The sequence below is a fragment of the Pseudarthrobacter phenanthrenivorans Sphe3 genome (genome assembly GCF_000189535.1).
Taxonomy (GTDB): domain Bacteria; phylum Actinomycetota; class Actinomycetes; order Actinomycetales; family Micrococcaceae; genus Arthrobacter; species Arthrobacter phenanthrenivorans.
This window is the reverse complement of sequence record NC_015145.1, coordinates 3605673-3624702: the sequence shown is the minus strand read 5'-3', so window position 1 is coordinate 3624702 and position 19030 is coordinate 3605673. Positions and strand designations below refer to the sequence as shown.

The window sequence follows — 19030 nt, the reverse complement described above, 5'->3', positions numbered from 1 at the left end:
GGAAACGGCAGGCAACAACCTGGATTAGTGCGCTGGCCGTGTTGGGCGCATGGCTCCCGGAGCCTTGCCGCGGGAGTCATACCGGTGATCCAGGTGGCCCGCACTTCGCAGTGGCACGGGCCCCGGAATTTCCTAGGGCCAGTCGGCGAGCCTGAACTGGACAGGCTGCCGCATCCCGAGCAGGAGGTCGCCGGTCCACTCGGCCACTGTGCGCTGGCGGCCCTCGAGTGGATCGGAAACAACAGGCTGCTGAACATCGTCGTGGGCAGTCTGCGGAACGTCATCGGTGCTTTTCATGTTTCCCCCTTGGCAAGCGTGTGTAGCAACCCTAGGCAGGCTGCGCGGGCAAGGGAAGAGGGTTTATCTACCGACGGGATAAACTGAGCAAATCTTGATGGAAGCGCTGGGCCAGCCCCTCAGAATGCAAGACGGACGACGGCGGGAGGTCCCGTCGTCGTCCGTCTTGGCTTTAGTGCTTCACATGTTAACAGTCAGGAGCTAGTCCTCGTAGGTGTTGGCGATGTAGACGTCACAGGGGGCGTTGTGCGCGACGCTGTTGGCGACGCTGCCCAGGAGACGGCCGATGCCGCGCATCCTGCGGTTGCCCACCACGATCAGCCCGGCGTCCAGGCGCATGGCTTCCTTGATCAGCGCGTCGGCGGGCTTGCCGCGGGCAGCGAAGTGGGTGATCCGGACTCCCGGCCGCGATGCAGCCAGTGATTTCGCCACATTCTCGGCACTGTCAGCGCTGAAGACCTTCACCTGGTCCGAGCCGACGCCGAACGTCTCTGGCTTTTCCGTCTCGAACGCGGTGACCACGTGGAGTGTGGCGCCCAACTTCTCCGCCAGGCCCAGTGCCACTTCGGCCGCTTTCCTGGCCGATGCGCTGCCGTCCACCCCTACAACAACTTCTCCACTCATCCTGTACTCCTTCACTCATGTCCGTAGCTGTGGCATCCCCCCGGCCAGTCTAGAGAAGTTTGGGGTGGAGTCCCCACGTCACCTTGCGGGTTCCTGCGTGCGGCGGGGAGAGAGCACCGCCCGAGAGCGGCGGACCCCCTCAAGTCGGGGCCCAACCTACTGACGCAGCGCCTGCTCGATAACCGCGGTTGCGGCTTCGACGGCGGCCTGGACTTTGTCCTCCTCCAGGGAACTCCATGCTGAGGTGCTGACCTCTACCGAGGTGGTGCCCTTCCTGGCCCCCAGGCGGATATACCAGCGGCCTGGTTCCTCTGCAGCCTGATAGCTGAAGGCATAGCCGGATTCGCCGTCGAACTTTACTTCGAGGTGCCGGACGGGAGCAAAAGCCAGCACGCCTATGCCCGTGATGTTGGCTTGGATGGTGGTGCAGTCTTTGATTGCCGTGGCCCGCCCATCAAAGGGAAACGGCTGCTGGACCGCTGAGCCCAGGCTGATTGCGGTAACGTCCAGCGCGATCATTTTGTCCTCGGTTGAGGCAATCGCCTTGGCCATGGTGGCGCCTTCGGCCAGGGCGGCAAAGTAGGTGGCGTCGTCGTAGCTGCAGGGGGTTCGCGAGGGAAGTGGTGAGGACCCTTGGGCGGAGGTGATTGTCCGGGCTTCAGTAGGACTCACATAGAGCTTCGTGCCAGCCGGTCCCGTGACCCCCGTGAGCAGGCGGGCCAGGTCGTCCGGGCTGCGGGCACCTGCCGGTACCGGTCTGGGGGAGCTTGGCGGGTTCTTCACAGCTTGGTCGATCAGCTCACGGGCAAGAGCAGTCATGGACTCCTTGGCCTGGTCCGCGGACTCCTGGCTCACCGGCCACAGAGTCAGCGCCATCTCGATGGTGAGAGTACCGGCCAGGACCTGCATGCCTGCCGCCCCCATGTCCGCGGTGCCAAGGCCTTTTGCCTTTTGCACGGTCGCATACGCCTTCTGTCCAACGGGCGCAGTACCCGTGAGCCGGACCGCATAGGTTGTGGTCATCCCGCCCGGGGCTCCTCCGGCGAACTGTACCGCGATGGCCCGTTCAAACTCGGCGCACTCCGTCATCAGGTCATCGGTGCCGTTGAAGCCCGCCGCCGCCAGCCGGTCATTCGAGGCACTCCTCAGCACAAACGCGATGGTGGACAGGGGGGATTGCTTTGCGTCGAGCGGAACTGTGCCTTGGGCATACCCCACATCCTTGTCCGGCTGCCGAACATCGCCCTCCGCAACAGCGGGCAACCGGAATGCCGAGCACGCCTCCGGCATGCTCGTGCTGGTGATCGCAGGGCCCTGGTAGGCGTCCGAAGTGCTGCGGAGGCTCCGTGTGTCCATCACCATGCCCTGAAGGCTTCTTGCCTGCACCACGGTCTTTGCGATATCTACGAGCTGCTGGTCGTCATAGGTCTCAGCAGGCACAGCGTTCGGTGGGGCGCTCGTGGTTTGGCCCTGGGGAGAAGGCGACGATGTGGTATCCGGGGTCGGGGAGCAGGCAGCGAGGGCCAGCAGCGTCATTACTCCGCCGGCCCAGCGGGCCGCCCTAGAGCCCGGCACTGGAAAACACCTTGCCAAAGAACTCCATCAGGCCGTCCGCGGTGGCCTGGGCTTCCGTTTGGGCGTTCAGCCGGGTACTCGCTTCTACCGAGAGCATGCCCTTGCGGGCTCCGGCGCGGACATGCCATTCGCCTGTCCCATCCGAAAGCTGATGGGCGACGGCGTAGCTTGCGTCGGCGGCGAGGGACACGGTGAGGCGGGAGAGGGCGGGAAATGGCCGGACACTGCCGCCCATGTCCTCCTGGAGGGTTTCGCACTCGCGGAATTCCGCCGCCCGGGAATCAAAGGGATAGGGCGGGACGGCCGCCGCCGGCATATTGATCATGGTGACGTCGATGTACTCCATCTTGGTGGCACCGGGGATCTGTCCCTGGCCGATGACTGCGCCCGTGAGGGAACCGTAGTAGGCCGCGTCGCTCAGCGTGCAGCGTTCCAGGGGTTCCTGCGATGGTGTGCCTCCCGTGAAGCCTGGTGCCGGGCCGATGACGGAAGCCCCGAAAAGCTCCACAGTGTTGCCGTTGGGCCCAGTGACGCCTTTTGCCAGCGCAACCAGATCCTCCGGTGTCATGGAGTTCGCCGCCGCCGGGGCCACTGTTGGCGGCCTTTGCACAGCCTGGTCGATTAGTTGTTTTGCCAGCCCGGACATGGAGTCGAGGGCTGGTTTGGCGTCCGCCGCCGAATCAAGCGCGGCCACGGAGAGACTCAGCGAAATGGACATCGTCCCTGCCAGTACCCGCAGCCCCACCAAACCGTAGTCTCCGGGCCCTTTGGGCTTGGTGGTCTGCATGGTGCCGTAGTATTTTTCGCCGACCGGAGCAACATCAAGCAATCCGACGGTGTAAGTCGAGGTTCGCCCGGATTCCGTGTACATGAAGTCAAACTCTTTGCAGCGGGCCGCCAGATCCTCCGTGTAACTGAAGTCCGCCTTTGTAATGGCATCCTTTTCCGCGCTGCGCAGCGAAATCATGATGGTGGTGGTAGGTCCTGAAGCTCCGCCAATGGGCATCGCCCCCTCTGCGAAGCTGACGCTCTTGTCCGCCCAGCGGACGAAAGGGTTCTGCGGGGCAAAGACCGCGCATTCGGGCGGAGTCGCCTCGCTGCCGACCTGCGGGAATGAGCCGCTGGATGCTCCGCTGCGCAGGCGCCCGGTATCCTGCGCCGCGGGATATGGCAGGTTCCGGCTCTGGCCTACGCCGTTGATGACCGCCGCAAGCTCCGCGTCCGTGAAGGCTTTCTCAGGAAACCCGGAAGATCCGGAACCAGTCGAAGGAGAGGCCGGTGGCGCGGTGGCAGGACTCTCCGACGGACTTGCTCCCGGTGCCGGAGTTCCTGGTGAACAGCCAACGAGGGCCAAGACACCAATGGCCGCCCAGCCGAGCCAGCGCACGCCGCCCTTTCCTCCGCCAGACACACCATCGGATCCAACTCTCCGAGCAGCCATCATTGGCCTCCTTTGCTCTAAAGCCCAACCTCCGCCTGGGGGGGGTTCCGGACAGACTGCGAAGGGATAAACGGCCTCCAACCCCGCATAGCTGCCCAAAAGCTCCCGTTATCTGGGCGGGGTGTGCAGGGGTATGACTTCCAGCTGGTTGCCTTGGCCCAGAAGTACCAGGACGTGCCGCGCGGTGACTCCGTCCAGGGCGGCCGCCACCTGGCTCACCGTTTCAGCCGCCGCTTGGGAAGGTGCCCCCGCGGAAGAAGCACCTGGAGCGGGAAGCGCCGGTCCGCCGTCGTCCGCCCGCAGCCAAAGGGTGACTCTCGCGCCGCCGGTGGCATCAGCGATGCCTTTCGCCAACGTTTCAGAATCGGCCTGCCGCCCCGTGACCAGGGTGATGTGGTCTATGGTCCGTTTGCGGACTGGCTGGGCGGCGGCGAGCAGGGTGCGGTCATGCCGCCAGAGGGCGAAGTGGTACCCCGCCACGAGCCCGGCGGCCACCAGAAGCCCCAGCGGGGCGCGGACCCGGTCCAGCAGGCTGCCGCCGGTGACATCCCCGAGGAGGAATTCGAAGAGCCGGTAGCCGATCACCAGCAGCGTAATCAGCGCCACCACGGCGCTGACGCCAAAGAACGAGATGAGGTAAATGCGGCGCCCCGGCGGGATGGACTCCGCCTTTTGCGGCTGGTGCCGGGGATCCCATGCCAGCCACCAGACCGGTCCGCCCACCAGGAGTGAACTGATGCCGCCCAGGAGCAACGTGCGCGTAGCCCCGCCTGCCAGCGGGGACACTGCGGCAGCCAGCAGCGCGTTCACCACAACACCCACGCCGGAAGCGGCGGCGGCCAGGGCAACCGCCGAGGTGACCAGGAGGCTGGCGCGCATCGTGCTGAGGGAACGGCGGATCGCGGCAGTGCGGTGATACCGCCACACCAGCGTCCCCACGAGTGCCGCGGCGATGGCCGGGGCCAACGGTTCCAGCAACTCGTTCAGCGGGTCGTCCCGGTCGAAGGCAAGGCGCAGGAGCACGAACAGCACCACGCCCGCACCGCCGAGGGCAGTGATCCCTGCAGCGAAGATACCGACGGCAATCATGATGACGTCAACAAGGCCCGTCTGGAAGCGGCGCCCGCCCTCGCGGAACCAGTGCCACCACCATACGATGACTCCGCCGGCAGCCCAGATGAGTGAGCGGAGCACGGAATACCACCAGGGCTCAACGGTGACAGTGAGCGGGAAGCCGCGGATGGCGACGTCGAGCAGGCCACCAAGTGCGGCAATGCCGGCTCCGGCGCCGAGCAGCAGGCCGAACACCGATCCGACGACGGCCCGCACGTCCTCCAGATGGGTGGTGGCTTCCCTGGGGTGCTTCCACATCCAGCGGTGCCAGCCCCAGATGGCTGCCCAGACAATGCTGTTGGCAAGCGTGGGTGCCCAATCGCTGCTCCACTGGCCTATCAGGGACGTTGCCAGTCCCAGGAAGGAGGTGGTGAAGATGAAGAGTGAGACGGCGTACATGGCGGTGATGTAGAGGCCCCAACCGGCGGAGGTGCGTTCCGCCTCGTCGTCGAGCCTCCTCCACACGAACCACCACAGCAGCAGTGCCAGTGGTCCGCCGATCAGGGTGAAGGCCAGGGACAGCGCGAGCCCGGCAACATCCGTGGATGCCAGGACCGCCCCGGAGGTAAAAAGCCTTTCGAGCAATCCGCTGAGGCCGCTGGCGGCGATCACTACCAGGGCGAACAGAAGGGCGTACTGGATCAGCCGGCGCAGGGTCACCTGGGCGTGGCCTCCGGCCGGGGTGGTCACCGGTGCCGGGGACGTCATGGCTTCACCGGCGTTCCGGTGCAGGCCAACAGGGTGTAGGGGGCCTGGCTGATCTTCCAGTTCCCGTCCTCCCGGACCAGGGAGAAAATGTCCTCCATCTCGTACTCAGTGGGGCCGAAGGGACCGTCCTGCGACGAGTTGACAATGGAAACCTTGACGGTAGCTGACTGGTCACGCTCCGACGTCGACACCAGGACAACCCTGCTGGGCCGCGGCTCGCCGGAAAAGGAGCCACGGCAGATGGTCCGGGCGGATTCGGTGAGGTAGGTCTCGGCGGTGGCTGTATCGCCGTCGATCACCGCCGTGCTGTAGCGCTGCACAACTCCCGCAGGACTGCCCTCATCCAGGGGTGCCGGGTCGCCCCGGGAGAACACCACCGCCAGCGCCACCACCACCAGCAACGCGATGACGCCGAGCAGCACGAGCAGGATGCGGTCGGGTTTTCTCGCGGCGTCATCGTTCATGGCGTAAGTATGCACATTCCTGAAGTCCTTCCGCTGGTGTCTTTAGGCCCGATTCCTGCTGTTTACCGTTAGGCCACCCCGGGGACTGCGGCTGTTAGTGCTGGCCAGCCAGTCTTTTGGGGCAATGACCACCCAACAGCCAGGCTGTCCCGCCGCCTGTACCAGGAGTATCCGTGTTCGTGAAAAGCACCCTCGCCGCCGTCGCTGTCCTCGCCTCCCTGGCCGGAACAGCGGTAGCACCCGCCCAAGCCGAAGCAACCAAGCCGTCGCCCGTCGTCGTCGGCCAGCCGCTGGCCCAGGCGCATGCCCATAACGACTATGAACATGACCGCCCCCTGTTCGACGCGCTGGAGCACGGCTTCACCAGCGTCGAGGCGGACGTGTGGCTGGTGGACGGTGAACTGCTGGTGGCCCACGACCTTGAGGACGTCCAGCCCGGCGTCACGCTCGAGAGCCTTTACCTTGATCCGCTCCAGGACCTGGTGCGGAGCCAGCAGGGCCACAGCGTGTACCCGAACTGGGACGGCAGCCTGCAGCTCCTCATCGACATCAAGAGCGAAGGCGAGGCCACCTACGCCGCGATCGAGCAGGAACTGGCTGAGCACCGCGACATCATGAGCCGGTACACCAACGGCACCACCAAGACCGGCCCGGTCACCGCGGTGATCAGCGGCAACCGGCCCCTCGCCACCATGCAGGCACAGGAGAAGCGCTTCAGCTTCTACGATGGCCGCTCCGCCGACCTCAGCACCGGCAAGCCCGCCGAACTGATGCCGCTGGTCAGCGACAACTGGAACCGGCTCTTCACCTGGCAGGGCGTCGGCCCCATGCCCCAGGCTGAGCGCGCCAAGCTGCATGCCTACGTGGCCGAGGCTCACGCCAACGGCTACCGCGTCCGCTTCTGGGCCACCCCGGACCAGCCCGGTCCCGCCCGAGACGCGATGTGGACTGAGCTCGCGGACGCGGGCGTGGACCATATCAACACCGACGACCTCGCCGGACTGCAGCAGTTCCTCACCGCCCGCACTGCCTGACCCCGCCTCTAGAACCAGGACCGTTCCCATGCCTTCAAAGACCATGAAAACCACGACGGCGGCACTCACCCTGGCGCTCAGCGTCCTTGCTGCCCAGCCCGCCGCCGCGGCAGGCAGCACTGCTGATGACAGCACCGAGGACGCCTTCACCTTCGGCGTCATCGGCGACATTCCCTACGGCGAGGCCGAGATCGCCAAGTTCCCCGCCCGCATCCAGGACATCAACGCCGACAAGGACCTGAACTTCGTCACCCACGTTGGCGACATCAAGAACGGCTCCTCGGTCTGCTCCGACGAGTACTTCACCAACATCCGCGCGCAGTTCGACACCTTCACCCACCCGCTGGTCTTCACCCCAGGCGACAACGAATGGGTGGACTGCCACCGCACCAACAACGGCGCCTACAACCCGCTGGAACGCCTGGACAGGCTCCGGGAGGTCTTCTTCAACAAACCCGGCAAAACCCTGGGCAGCACCATGCCGGTCAAGAGCCAGGAGGACCTCGGCCTGCCGGAGAACGTCCGCTTCACGCAGAACCGGGTGGCCTTCTCCGTGCTGAACATCCAGGGCAGCAACAACTCGCTGCAGCCATGGACCGGCCTGGGTGCAACGGCTGCAACGCCGGAGCAAGTGGCCGAGGTGGAACAGCGGACGGACGCCGCACTGGCCCAGATCCGCGAGACGTTTGCTGGCGCCCAACGCCGCAACGACCGTGCGGTGGTGTTGATGATGCAGGCGGACATGTTCGATCCGTCGCTGCTCACCGCGGCGTCCGCGAACCCGGAAATCGTCTCCGGCTTCCGCAGCATCGTCCACGCAATCGTCAAGGAAACCAACAGCTTCGACGCGCCGGTGTACCTCATCAACGGCGACAGCCACGTCTTCGCCGAGAACCAGCCGCTGGCCGAGGGATCGCCCTGGCTGGACATCTACGGCCAGCCCGCAGCGGACAACCTGCAGCGCATCACCGTTGACGGCTCCGCCAACGCCACCAACTACGTCCGCTTCTCGGTCGCCGGAAACAGCGGCACGGAGGGCGATGATGTTCTGAGCTGGGAGAAGGTCCCCTTCAGCTCCTAGGCACCGAACCACAGCGGACGACGGCGGGCGCCCACCCGCCGTCGTCCGCCTGCGCTTTTAAGCGGCACAATTACGGGCCTTGCTGGAGGTGGTTCTGCAGGACGTTGATGGTCCGCTGGGCGCACTGCTTGATCCGCCGGAGGTGGTTTGCGGCAAGCAGGGGGAGTGCGACGGCGGGATCCGTGGTCCCGGCTTCCTGGCGCAACGACTGCTCCAGGTCAGAGGCCAGTCCTGCCAGCCGCTCCGCCCCCACCATCTGGCTGGACGTTTTGAGACTGAGTATCGCATCCATGGCGCCCTTCGCGTCCCCGGTGGTCAGCGTGAGGCGCACTCTTTGCAGCCGCTGGGGCAGTTGCGCGATGAAGTCTTCCACGAAGACTTTCCACACGCTCTCGTCGTCCTCGAGTTCGTCGCGCAGCCGTTCCAACACCGCAGGGTCAAGGAGGGGCCGGGCATAGCCATCCGGCTGCGTCATAACGCTGCCTCCGTGCCACCCATGACCGCCCCCTCACAGCCGAATTCCTGCGGCCGTCGCCGCATGGCTTGGGAAGGACGCTACGGGCAGGGGACGGCGAGGGCACGAGTGGTGAGTACTCGAATTCTCACGTGGACTGCTCGTGGATAGGCAGAAAAAGCGGCTCCCAGGTGGCACCTCCTCCGGTACCCTGTTGAAATGGTGCGTGGACATGCCGATTTGAATGCGGAAGGCATCCTGCTTGCCGGGGCGGGACGGGCCATCCTCCTGCAGATTGCAGACCCTGCCGTGGGCCAGGGCGTCGCGGAGCACAGCACTTTCACGGAGCGTCCGCTGGACCGCCTTTTCGGCACCCTCACCTACGTGTACGCGATCGTGTACGGCAGCGAGGAGCAGGCAAGGGCGGTGCGCCGGCGGGTAAACCGCGCGCACGCGCCGGTCCGCGCCACTGAGGGGGCTTCCGGAGGCTATAACGCCTACGATCCGGAGTCCCAGCTCTGGGTGGTAGCCACCCTTTACAACACCGCCGCCACCATCCTTGACAAGATCTACGGCCCGCTCGACGACGACACAGCCGATGCCATGTACCGCAGCTACGCCAAGCTCGGCACAGCCCTGCAGCTTCCGGAACGGATGTGGCCGCCGGACAGGACAGCTTTTGCCCGCTACTGGGACCGGCGGCTGCGCACGTTGCGCGCCGACGGGAATGCCGTCCGGATCGGCCGGGGACTCCTTTACCCGGAGCGCGCGCCACTCTGGCACCGGGCCCTTATGCCTTCCGCCCGCTTCCTCACTGCCGGGTTCCTGCCCGACCAGCTGCGGCGGGACTTCGGCCTGCCGTGGAGCGAACGCCATGAGCGCGGCTTCCAGGCCACCCTCAAATTCCTGGCGGTTGTCTATCCCAAATTCCCGCAGGGCATCCGCCACTGGTTCAAGAACTACTGCCTGGAACAGGTTAAACCCTCTCCGCGCCAGGCAGTCCATGTATAGCTCCACCCCGCTGGAGCAGCGGCTCGATGAGCGGGCGCGCCGCTTCCTGGCCAGTGCACCCGCCAGCCGAATCCGGCCCAGGCTTACGGAGTTCTTGGTCTTCGGCCTGAAGCAGGGCTGGGCCTGTATTTTCGGTGCCGTGCTGCTGGCCGTGCTGATGGGGGCGCGGCTCTGGTACCCGGAGGATGCAGGGCTGGCCAGGAACGACTTCCTGACCCTCGCCGCGGTCGCCATCCAGATCCTCATGGTGGTGTTCAGGCTGGAAACCCTCAAGGAGTTGAGGGTGATCATCCTCTTCCACCTGGTGGGCACCGTGATGGAGCTGTTCAAGACGGACGCCGGTTCCTGGTCCTATGAGGCCGAGGGCGTCCTGCGGATCGGAGCGGTCCCGCTCTTCAGCGGTTTCATGTACGCCGCGGTGGGTTCCTACATGGTCCGCGTCTATCGGCTGTTCGACCTGCGCTTCGCGAACTATCCGCGCCGCTGGATCACGGCGATCATTGCGGCGGCCGTGTACGCCAACTTCTTTAGCCACCACTACATCTGGGATGCACGCTGGGTGCTGCTCGCCGCCGTCGTGGTCATCTTTGGCCGGTGCGTGATGCATTTCCGGGTGTTCCGGAAACACCACCGAATGCCGCTGCTGGTCGCCTTCCTGCTGGTGGCGCTGTTTATCTGGATCGCGGAGAACATCGCCACCTGGTCCGGCGCCTGGCTCTACCCCGGGCAGGTGGACGGGTGGCAGCCGGTGGGCATGGAGAAGCTGGTGGCTTGGTTCCTGCTGATGATCATCTCCGTGGTGCTGGTGGCCTGGGTGTACAAGCCCCAGCCGCCGGATACCGGGAAAACAGCGAACGACGACGGCAGCCGTCCGGGTGCCGCCGCCGAGCCTTCCACGTCAGGCGCACCCCCGCCTGTGTAGGCTGGCCGGATGACGGCTCCCCAGATCTATGTCAGTTTCCCCGGCACGGCCCGTGAAGCACTTGGCTTCTATGCGGATGTTTTCGGGGGAGAACTCTTCCTGCACACGTATGAGGACTTCGCCCGAAACGACGGCCCCCCGAATGCCATCGCGCACGGGGTGCTCAAGGGGGTTGTCGCCATCGCGGGTTCGGACGCAGCGGAAGGCCAGAAGAGCGTCCGGCTGGAAGGCGTCATGCTCTCACTGCTGGGAACCGCCGAGCCGGACGTCCTGCATGAGTGGTTCGACAAACTGAGTGTCGGCGGCCAGGTACGGGACCCCCTTGGCCCCAAGCCCTGGGGCGCTTCCGATGGCCAGGTGGTGGACCGTCACGGGCTCCACTGGCTCATCGGCTACGAGTCCGGCCTCCAGCCGGCAGAGCCCGGCCAGGACGCAAAGGACGCCTAACCCGGAACGGGTGCCCTGGCAGCTTCGCGATTCTTTCCGTCGCAGCCCAGGAGGCGAGGAGCTTCAGGGCTTCCTCCGAGGGGCTCCCCGGGGTAGCAGGGTAGACCGTAAGTGAATGTCCTGGGTCCTCCTCGAGGCCCAGGGGAACTGCGGCACCTCGGTTCGGTTATCCATACGGGACACGTTACGACGACCCGGGTGCCAAGCCAGGAGTATCACTGCCGAAGGTAGGACTGCCAAGACTAGGTACAACAGGGCCACGCTGGCCGGCCCATTTCCGGCTTCACCGGTAAACACTCCCTGTAGCATCGATACATCCCCCAATAGAACCTCAGGAGACCCATGACTACCGTCAAGGCCTATGCATCCCCGTCCTCGACTGAGGACCTCATTGCCACCACCATCGAACGCCGCGACGTCGGCCCCAACGACGTCCTGATCGAGATCAAGTTCGCCGGCATCTGCCACTCAGACATCCACACCGTCCGCGGCGACTGGGGACCGCAGCAGTACCCGCTGGTTCCTGGCCACGAAATCGCAGGCGTCGTCACCGAGGTGGGCTCCGCCGTCACCAGGCACGCCGTGGGCGACCGCGTCGGCATCGGCTGCATGGTCAACTCCTGCAAGGAGTGCGCGAACTGCCAAAAGGGCGAGGAGCAGTACTGCCTCAAAGGCAACGTGGGCACCTATGGCGCCGTTGACCGGGACGGCACCATCACCCAGGGCGGCTACTCCACCCACGTTGTGGTGACCGAAGACTTCGTGGTCCGGATTCCCGAGGGCATCGACCTCGACGTCGCCGCGCCGCTGCTGTGCGCCGGCATCACCACGTACTCGCCGCTGCGGCACTGGGGTGCGGCACCCGGCAAGAAGGTTGCCGTCGTCGGACTCGGCGGACTGGGCCACATGGGCGTGAAGCTCGCCCACGCGATGGGCGCCGAGGTGACCGTTCTGTCGCAGTCCCTGAAGAAGCAGGAAGACGGCCTCAAGCTGGGCGCCGACCACTACTACGCCACCAGCGACGAGAACACCTTCCAGGACCTCGCCGGCAGCTTCGACCTGATCATCAACACGGTCAGCGCCTCCATCGACATCAGCTCCTACCTGCAGTTGCTGAAGCTCGACGGCGCCCTGGTCAACGTTGGTGCCCCGGCCGAACCCCTTCCGGTCAACGCCTTCGCCCTGATCGGCGGCCGCCGGTCCTTCGCCGGTTCCATGATCGGCGGCATCCGCGAGACCCAGGAGATGCTGGACTTCTGCGCCGAGCACGGCCTGGGCGCGGAGATCGAGGTCATCCCCGCGGAGAAGATCAACCAGGCCTACGAGCGCGTCCTGGCGTCGGACGTCCGCTACCGCTTCGTGATTGACACCGCCACCCTCTAGGCCAGGAGCGTTTCAAAGCCAGGCAAAGAGCGTTCGACGGCGGCCGGTTCCGAAAGGGGCCGGCCGCCGTTTTTTCACTCGGCGGGGCATGCTACGGCTTAAGGGTGGCCAGGATGGCGGCAGCAGGCCCCGCCGTGGTGCGCCGGAAGCCGGTCCCGGCCCACAGGTTAAGCCAGTCAGGCTCGCCGGCGGCCGAGGCTGCGGCGCGCAGGGGAGTGGTCAGGTGGTGGATCTCCGGATACCCGCAGGGAGCCTCGCTGTCATGCCGGCGCATGAACGCGTTGTGGAGGCCGCGGGCGTTCCTTCCCGAAAAGGCACGGGTGACGGCCGTGGTGGTGAATTGCTCCGAGGTAAGGGCTGTTCGATGGGCTGCCTTCGTGCCCGCTTCGTCGGCCCGCAGGAACGCCGTCCCGGCCTGGACTGCCGCCGCGCCCCGGGAAAGAGCGGCCCGCGAATCCTCCGTGGTGACGATTCCGCCCGCTGCAACCAGGGGTGCGCCGAGGCCGGACAGCTCCGCCAGGATCTGATGGAGCGGCACGTCCGGGGCGGGGCCGGCGGCATCGAAGGTTCCCCGGTGGCCGCCCGCTTCCGGTCCTTGGACACAGAGCGCGTCCACGCCGGCGTCCAGCGCCCGCACCGCCTCCGGCATCGACGTCACCGTGGCCAGGACGTAAACGCCCCGCTGCTGAAGGGCGGCCACCACTGTCGGGTCCGGGAGATCGAAAGTGAAGGAGACGACGGCGGGCGCCTCCTTCAGCAGGACGTCCACCTTGGCCTCCCAATCGTCGTCGTCGTGGCGCGGATCGCCGAGGGCAATCCCAAAGCGGGCGGCGTCAGGGGCCAGGGAGCGGGCGTACCGCTCCACCTCGTACGGGTTGGCCACTGACTGCTGGGGAACGAACACGTTGACCCCGAAGGGGGCTCCGGTGAGCTCCCTGGTTGCTTCGATCTCAGCCAGCAGGGCGCCGGCACTCTTGTACCCTGCGGCAAGGAACCCCAGTCCGCCGGCCGAGCTCACCGCCGCCGCCAGCCGGGGAGTGGAGGGTCCGCCTGCCATCGGCGCCTGGATGACAGGCACCGCCAGGGAGGCGATAGTGAAACGGGGCATGCTGGTGGGAGCATCCAAGATGTTGGGCCGCTTTCTGGCTGGGGAATTCAGTACAGGAAAATATCGATCCACTCACGGTTGTGCGCGTGGATCAGGACCAGGAACAGCACGAAGTCGAACAACAGGTGGACGCTCACGATGTAGGACAGCGACTTGGTCACCGTGAACAGCCGGGCCTGCAGCAGGGCAAACGGGAAGATGAAGAAGGGCGCCCACGAGTGGAAGCCGAGTTCCCAGAGGAAGGATGTGAACAGGACCGCCTGCAGCAGGTTTGCCTGCCAGTCCGGGAGGTGCCGGCGCAGCAGGGTGAAGGCCGTGCAGATGAAAAACAGTTCGTCCCAGATCCCCAGCACGTTGGTGCCCAGGAAGAGCCGGGCGATGCCGTCCGGGTCGCTGACCGCTGGCCAGTTGTTGTAGACCCCGGTGCGGATCATGTACACCGGCATCAGCGCGTAGCCGATCACCAGGACGGCGGGCAGGTACCATTTCTCGGCGCGGGTCCACGGCTCTGCCGTCCTAATGGGGAAGCGGATGGCGTGGTCCTTGGTGACGAAACGGGAGACCGAGTATGGAATGCCCACAGCAAGGATCATCGCGGTTCCCATCACCAGCATGTGCTCCGTGCTGATGTCCGTGGTGATGGGGACCAGGCTCATGGCTGTCAGGCCCACTCCGATCAGGGCCAGGTCGATCAGGAGCCTGCGGCTGATGAAGCCCGCCAGGGCCAGGGCGGCGGCCAGGAGCAGGAACCCGGAGAGCCGGTCCTGCCGGGCAAAGAGCAGGAAGCCCGACGCCGACACAAGAGCGGCGGGGACCACAGCAAGTGGCGTCGTTGCCGGCCTTTCCGTTCCTGCCGGACCGGTTTCGGCCCGCGCCTGTGGTTGCTGCCTCATGGTTGCCTTTGTTGCTTGGGGGGCGCGCTTCCGCCTGACCCCACAAATTTTACGTGCCGCTCACCAGAGCAGGGCAAGGTGGACCGATACGGCAGGCCTCGCGTTCGCCCAGGCCTCCACCACTTCTGTCAGCTCAGGTTCCCGTCCGGCAAGCCCCAGCAGCGTCCCCTCTGATTGCGCGGGCGGGTGGTCATGGCTAAACGTCCCCGAAGCGGTGGCCGGACTCGGGGAGGGGGACGTTCGAGATCACGGCATGGGCGGGGCTCCTGCGCCAGCACCAGACCACCTCCGCGGCTCCGGCCGAGGGCATCACCTGGTGCGGAAGGCTGGGCTTGTCAGGGTTCAGCCTCACCGGTGCCAGCCCGAAATCACGGTCGATGGGCTCCGTGCCGCTTCCGAGCCCGTCCAAGCCGTAAACAGTCCAGGCCCTTCGCGCGGTGGCCCAGTCGCCGAGCGCCGTTGCTGCGATGCCCAGGTTCCACGCGGCGGGATTTACGCCGTCGAACGCTTCGGCATCTTCCGGCGTAAAGAGCTCAAGGGCGCGCGCGTTGCGTTCGGAGCTTTCGGCCCAGTTCCCCAGTGCTTTGGACAGGAGCCCGGCATGGAACCAGCTGAAATAGGAACGCGGGGTCAGCTCCAGCAGTTCGGCGGCAAGCGCCGCCGCCCGCTCGGCGTCACCGGCCTCGTCCGCGGCCGTCCAGTCCCGCCAGACCTCGCCCGGGCCGCGCCGCTTCCCAAGCCCCCACCACGTGCGCATCGTCATGCCTCAAGTATGCCGGGCCGCAAGCTCGCCGGGCGGCGCTTAACGGAAGCGGACGACGACGGGAGGTCCCGGCGTCGTCCGCTTCCGTTTGTGGCGTTGCGGCTTAGGCGGAGGCCAGCGCCTGGGCTTCGCCGCGCAAGCTCAGGGTGAAGGTGTTGGGGCCACTGCAGGTGACCGCAACGCGGCAGGTGGTGGTGTTGTGCCGGGCGGAAAGGTCCTGCACGGCGGAGTCAAGGGTGTGGTGGAGCGTGGACCGGTCCCAGATTTTCAGGGTCACGGAGTCTTTGGCATCGAACGTCATTATTCAACTTCCATTTCTTGCGGTTGGCGGTCCGGAATCATCATTGCCCGGGCCGTGTCCTCGTCGATGAGGACGGACTGCAGGTGGGAAAGCGCATTCCCCATTTTTCAATAGTGCAGGCTGCCAAGAGGTGATGGCAACCGGATCGAGGCAGATGTGACCAAGCACACCGGCCCCGGAGGCTTGGTCGCCCATCATGCGCGGCCAGTTTGCCTATGCCTTCAATACTGCCCAGCCGCGCGCCCGGCCTCAAGATTGTTGCGAGTGAGTCTCATCACGTCGGAGTGGTGTACGCCTTCTGACCCCAGCGCCGGAAGGAACTTACTCGTCGAAGTAGGTGTCGACCTGCTTCTCGCCGGAGATGGAGGCAATGACGGAAGCGGCCACCTCGCGGAGCTTGATGTTCCGCGTACTGGAGGCTTTTGTCAGGATGCTGAAGGCCGCGTCCCGGCTGCACCTGTTCTCGGCCATGATTGCCCCGATGGCCATGTCGATGACCGTGCGCGACTGCAGTGCATTCGAGAGGTCGTTGCGTGCCTCGCCGAGCTGTGTGATCCGCAGGACCAGGCGCAGGGATACCGCTGCCTGCTCCGCGAAGGCCTCCGCTGTGGCAATGTCCTCCGTTGAAAATCCGTGGCTGCGGCCGGAGTACAGGTTGAGGACGGCCTCAGCTTCTCCAGCCAGGTCCAACGGCACGGCAAGGATGGAGGAGACGCCTTGCGCCATGGTCGCCTTTATGTAGCGGGCCCAGCGGTGTTCGATGGCCAGGTCCGGAACCAGCAATGTTGTCCTGCTGTGGAGTGCGGTGAGGCAGGGGCCGTCTCCAAAACCGTTCTGCGTCTCGTCCAATGCGCGCGCCTGGGCATCACTGCTGGCCACGGCCTGGGGCCGCTTGTGGCGGATGACGGTCACTCCGGCATGGACAGGGTGGGACGGGGTGGACAGCCGGGCCGCAGCGATGACCGCCAGATCGGTGAGGAAAGCGGCGACGTCCCGGCTGTCCAGGACCAGTTCCTGCAGCCTGGTATCCAATCCGCCGGCACGGGGTGCGGCGTCAAAGCCTTCCGTGCCGTGCTCCTGGGTTGTCATATGGAATCGCCTTCTGTCATCTCCGTCATCTCCGTCATTGCGGCGGCGATCAGGCCTACCTGTGCAGCCGGGATGTCCAAGGCCTCATGGAGATAGGCGTCGAGCGACATCTCGTCGATGTCTCCGCCGATGCCGTAGTAGTACATCCACAGCTTTTCCAGGGGAAGGTCCGTGTTGCGGAACCGCTGGGCTGTTCCCTGCCGCAGTTCGATCGCCCGGTCCGGTTGTTCGGGCCCATCGGCCCCAGTGGAATACATTCCTACCCTCCGTTGAGCTGGGTTGCCGGGAGAGCTGCGCCCCGGACGATGTCAGTGGCTATGTCGTGGATCCTGCGGTTGCTGGAATCCGCGGCGATGCGGAGGATGTCCAGGGCGGCGTCGCGGCCGCCTCTTTGCTGGAGCATGATCAGTGCCACGGCCGCGTCCACCACGGCGCGTGACTTCAGCGCTGCCCTGAGGTGTTCGGGATGTACTTCCGCCCCGTGCAGCCGCAATGCGACGCGCAGGACCCTGGACATGGATGCTGCGTGCTGTTCCAGCAGAGCCACCGTTTCCTCTGTGAAGGCGTTGACGGAGTGGGCGTAGCAGTTCAGCCCTGCCCGGGACGTTGCGTCCGTGGGGATGGGTACGGCAAGCACGGACAGAACCCCCTGCTGGAGTGCCGCCTCCACGTAGTCGTCCCAGCGTCCATCGCCCCTGAGGTCCGGAACCCAGACCAGGCGCTGCTGCCGCGCGGCAGTAAGGCAGGGCCCGTCGTCGAACCCGTATTGCGTCTCGTCCAGAAGGCGGCCTCCCGGGGTGCTGCTCGCCATGGTGGTCAGCCCACCATCGCGCTCCACCGTTATGGTGCACATGATCGGACCGTCTGCGGTGATCAGGGACGCGGAAATGGTGGCCAGGCCAAGAAGGAATTCAGGAAATCCCGGACTATCAAGCAGTAGGTCCTGCATCTGGTCGGAAGTAGTGACGGTGCTTTCGTTGGCCATCGGGCCTCGATCCATAAAGCGCCTGGCGCCGTGGCCTGGCTGTCGGCCGCCGCTCTTTGCGCGGCTGGCCCGTGTATTCAACCTCCGGATCTGCTGGTATCCCGAAATCTCCTATATTCGACACTACGCCTGTACGGGGAGTATGGAAACGGCAGGGCTGTCCCCGGGCTACTCGTCCGCGTCAGCCTGCCGTCCGCTGCCGTCCTCGCTCGCGGCCGATCCGTCGGAGCCGGACTCCGTACCGCCGTCGAAGTCGTCAGAATAGGGCGCCCGGGGCCGCGGAAGGTCATCAATCAGCTCATTGGCCGCCAGGGCCAACAAGTCCCGTTGCATCGGAGGCAGGGATAAGAGGCCCTGCAGGTACGCTTCCACCTCGTACTCTCCCGCGTCACCGGAGAGGCCAAAATACTTCAGCCACAGCTCGGACAACGAAATATCTGCAGCTTTCATCGCTGCCCGGAGCTGGCGCCGCTGTTCCGGTTCATTGGGGTCAAAGCCCATGGGCGGTTCCTACGTTCCGGGGGCCGGCGTCCCGGCGATGACGCGTTCGCTGATGTACTGCAATGCTGCATTTTCCTGCCTGGCCTGCCTAATCAGCAGCTGCAGCGCCGCCTCGTGGCTGATACCCAGCCGCTCCATCAGCACCCCGCAGGCACGGTTAACCTGATCCCGCGTGAACAAGGATGCCTGCAGGCCCTCGGTCATTTTCTGGGGAGCCTCGCTGGCCTGGATATGCGACAACAGGGTGGCGGCCGGGGCCGCGAAAAGCTGGAGCAGGTCGGCGCTGGATCCGTCATACACGCCGGCGGCAGCGGCATACAGTTTCAGTGAACCGATGGATTCACCACCAGCCATCAGTGGTGCGCTTACCACGGAAAGTATGGGCAGTCCTGCCACGCCGTTTCGCCACTCCGGCCAGCGTGCTTCGTCATTCAGGTCCCGGACCAGCACCGTCTCCTCCGCCGCCCAGGCGGTTAGGCACGGGCCTTCCCCGTACTCATACTGGATGGCGTCGGCCTGCCTGACGATCGCATCCGTGTAGCCGCTGCTGGTCCGGCGCCCGCGCGCATCCAGGAGTGAGACGCCGGCTCCGATGGTGCCCGGAACCGATTCTTTGGCAGCCCGCGCAAGGAGGCGGACAGCGGTAGTGACCTTTTCCTCAGTCAGCAGCAACCCCTGGATGCGAGCAATGACAGTACTCAGCTCGTCAAGGGGAAGTTGCGCCATAGACCCAGCATAAAGCCAAGCCCTTTAGCGGGGGCCCGTGCGGGGCGGGCGCGCTCCGGTATTTTCTTTAATCGTTAGGGGTGTCCGCTCGCCTGGGCCATCAGGTCCGC

22 protein-coding genes and 1 pseudogene are annotated in these 19030 nt (G+C 65.5%); 6 read left to right on the top strand and 17 right to left on the bottom strand.

Features of this window, described 5'->3' with window-relative positions; all coding sequences use genetic code 11:
* Positions 1–132: 132 nt before the first annotated feature.
* From ASPHE3_RS22325 to ASPHE3_RS16870, 6 genes are all read right to left on the bottom strand, one after another.
* A complete protein-coding gene (locus ASPHE3_RS22325) occupies positions 133–297 on the bottom strand; it encodes a hypothetical protein (protein ID WP_013602409.1) in 165 nt (54 codons plus the stop codon).
* Positions 298–498: 201 nt separating this feature from the next.
* Entirely contained in the window at positions 499–921 is a 423-nt protein-coding gene (locus tag ASPHE3_RS16890; protein WP_013602408.1) for a universal stress protein, read from the bottom strand.
* Positions 922–1077: 156 nt separating this feature from the next.
* A complete protein-coding gene (locus ASPHE3_RS16885; RefSeq protein ID WP_167536988.1) occupies positions 1078–2361 on the bottom strand; it encodes a hypothetical protein in 1284 nt (427 codons plus the stop codon).
* Positions 2362–2482: 121 nt separating this feature from the next.
* Positions 2483–3907 (bottom strand): hypothetical protein, encoded by a 1425-nt coding sequence (locus ASPHE3_RS16880; RefSeq protein WP_254362909.1) that lies wholly within the window; start codon positions 3905–3907, stop codon positions 2483–2485.
* Positions 3908–4045: 138 nt separating this feature from the next.
* Positions 4046–5758, bottom strand: a complete 1713-nt coding sequence (locus tag ASPHE3_RS16875) for a DUF5671 domain-containing protein (protein ID WP_013602405.1) — start codon at positions 5756–5758, stop codon at positions 4046–4048.
* Positions 5755–6222 (bottom strand): hypothetical protein, encoded by a 468-nt coding sequence (locus ASPHE3_RS16870; protein WP_041652317.1) that lies wholly within the window; start codon positions 6220–6222, stop codon positions 5755–5757. Before ASPHE3_RS16870 ends, ASPHE3_RS16875 begins: the two co-directional genes overlap by 4 nt.
* A 173-nt stretch (positions 6223–6395) precedes the next feature.
* Here ASPHE3_RS16870 and ASPHE3_RS16865 point away from each other — a divergent pair, with 173 nt between their 5' ends.
* On the top strand, positions 6396–7256 hold the full coding sequence (locus ASPHE3_RS16865) for a phosphatidylinositol-specific phospholipase C/glycerophosphodiester phosphodiesterase family protein (protein WP_013602403.1): 861 nt from the start codon (positions 6396–6398) through the stop codon (positions 7254–7256).
* Between the two features lie 28 nt (positions 7257–7284).
* Complete coding sequence (locus tag ASPHE3_RS16860) at positions 7285–8337, top strand: metallophosphoesterase (protein WP_013602402.1); 1053 nt, start codon at positions 7285–7287, stop codon at positions 8335–8337.
* Positions 8338–8407: 70 nt separating this feature from the next.
* Here the strand turns inward: ASPHE3_RS16860 and ASPHE3_RS16855 are convergent, their stop codons facing one another.
* Entirely contained in the window at positions 8408–8812 is a 405-nt protein-coding gene (locus ASPHE3_RS16855; RefSeq protein ID WP_013602401.1) for an Hpt domain-containing protein, read from the bottom strand.
* 198 nt (positions 8813–9010) lie between these two features.
* Here ASPHE3_RS16855 and ASPHE3_RS16850 point away from each other — a divergent pair, with 198 nt between their 5' ends.
* Genes ASPHE3_RS16850 through ASPHE3_RS16840 form a run of 3 tightly spaced genes read left to right on the top strand, consistent with a single transcriptional unit; the run spans position 9011 to position 11171 of the window.
* Entirely contained in the window at positions 9011–9802 is a 792-nt protein-coding gene (locus ASPHE3_RS16850; protein ID WP_041652315.1) for an oxygenase MpaB family protein, read from the top strand.
* Positions 9795–10724: a DUF817 domain-containing protein gene (locus ASPHE3_RS16845; RefSeq protein ID WP_013602399.1), complete on the top strand. Its 930-nt coding sequence runs from the start codon at positions 9795–9797 to the stop codon at positions 10722–10724. The genes ASPHE3_RS16850 and ASPHE3_RS16845 overlap by 8 nt, the downstream gene beginning before the upstream one ends.
* Before the next feature lie 9 nt (positions 10725–10733).
* On the top strand, positions 10734–11171 hold the full coding sequence (locus tag ASPHE3_RS16840) for a VOC family protein (protein WP_013602398.1): 438 nt from the start codon (positions 10734–10736) through the stop codon (positions 11169–11171).
* Here ASPHE3_RS16840 and ASPHE3_RS22720 read toward each other — a convergent pair.
* A pseudogene (locus ASPHE3_RS22720) lies at positions 11110–11313 on the bottom strand (hypothetical protein); the annotation flags it as partial. The gene ASPHE3_RS16840 and the pseudogene ASPHE3_RS22720 sit on opposite strands and share 62 nt — an antisense overlap.
* A gap of 200 nt (positions 11314–11513) precedes the next feature.
* Here ASPHE3_RS22720 and ASPHE3_RS16835 point away from each other — a divergent pair.
* Positions 11514–12554, top strand: coding sequence for an NAD(P)-dependent alcohol dehydrogenase (locus ASPHE3_RS16835; RefSeq protein ID WP_013602397.1), 1041 nt, complete (start codon positions 11514–11516; stop codon positions 12552–12554).
* Between the two features lie 91 nt (positions 12555–12645).
* Here the strand turns inward: ASPHE3_RS16835 and ASPHE3_RS16830 are convergent, their stop codons facing one another.
* The 9 genes from ASPHE3_RS16830 to ASPHE3_RS16790 all read right to left on the bottom strand — a co-directional run bounded on the left by ASPHE3_RS16830 (position 12646) and on the right by ASPHE3_RS16790 (position 18920).
* Complete coding sequence (locus tag ASPHE3_RS16830; protein WP_041652313.1) at positions 12646–13662, bottom strand: nitronate monooxygenase; 1017 nt, start codon at positions 13660–13662, stop codon at positions 12646–12648.
* A 47-nt stretch (positions 13663–13709) separates the two neighbouring features.
* Positions 13710–14555 carry a CPBP family intramembrane metalloprotease gene (locus tag ASPHE3_RS16825; protein ID WP_246084758.1) on the bottom strand — a complete coding sequence of 282 codons (846 nt, stop codon included), beginning with the start codon at positions 14553–14555 and terminating at the stop codon, positions 13710–13712.
* Positions 14556–14751: 196 nt separating this feature from the next.
* A complete protein-coding gene (locus tag ASPHE3_RS16820) occupies positions 14752–15318 on the bottom strand; it encodes a hypothetical protein (RefSeq protein WP_148258124.1) in 567 nt (188 codons plus the stop codon).
* Positions 15319–15421: 103 nt separating this feature from the next.
* Entirely contained in the window at positions 15422–15619 is a 198-nt protein-coding gene (locus ASPHE3_RS16815) for a hypothetical protein (protein ID WP_013602393.1), read from the bottom strand.
* Between the two features lie 321 nt (positions 15620–15940).
* The gene (locus ASPHE3_RS16810; protein WP_013602392.1) at positions 15941–16708 is read right to left on the bottom strand and encodes a GAF and ANTAR domain-containing protein; all 768 of its coding nucleotides are present in this window, start codon (positions 16706–16708) and stop codon (positions 15941–15943) included.
* Positions 16705–16965 carry a hypothetical protein gene (locus tag ASPHE3_RS16805; RefSeq protein ID WP_013602391.1) on the bottom strand — a complete coding sequence of 87 codons (261 nt, stop codon included), beginning with the start codon at positions 16963–16965 and terminating at the stop codon, positions 16705–16707. The genes ASPHE3_RS16810 and ASPHE3_RS16805 overlap by 4 nt, the downstream gene beginning before the upstream one ends.
* Positions 16966–16967: 2 nt before the next feature.
* Positions 16968–17693: a GAF and ANTAR domain-containing protein gene (locus ASPHE3_RS16800; RefSeq protein ID WP_013602390.1), complete on the bottom strand. Its 726-nt coding sequence runs from the start codon at positions 17691–17693 to the stop codon at positions 16968–16970.
* 168 nt (positions 17694–17861) lie between these two features.
* A complete protein-coding gene (locus tag ASPHE3_RS16795) occupies positions 17862–18194 on the bottom strand; it encodes a hypothetical protein (RefSeq protein WP_013602389.1) in 333 nt (110 codons plus the stop codon).
* Positions 18195–18203: 9 nt separating this feature from the next.
* A complete protein-coding gene (locus ASPHE3_RS16790) occupies positions 18204–18920 on the bottom strand; it encodes a GAF and ANTAR domain-containing protein (protein WP_013602388.1) in 717 nt (238 codons plus the stop codon).
* Positions 18921–19030 lie beyond the last annotated feature (110 nt).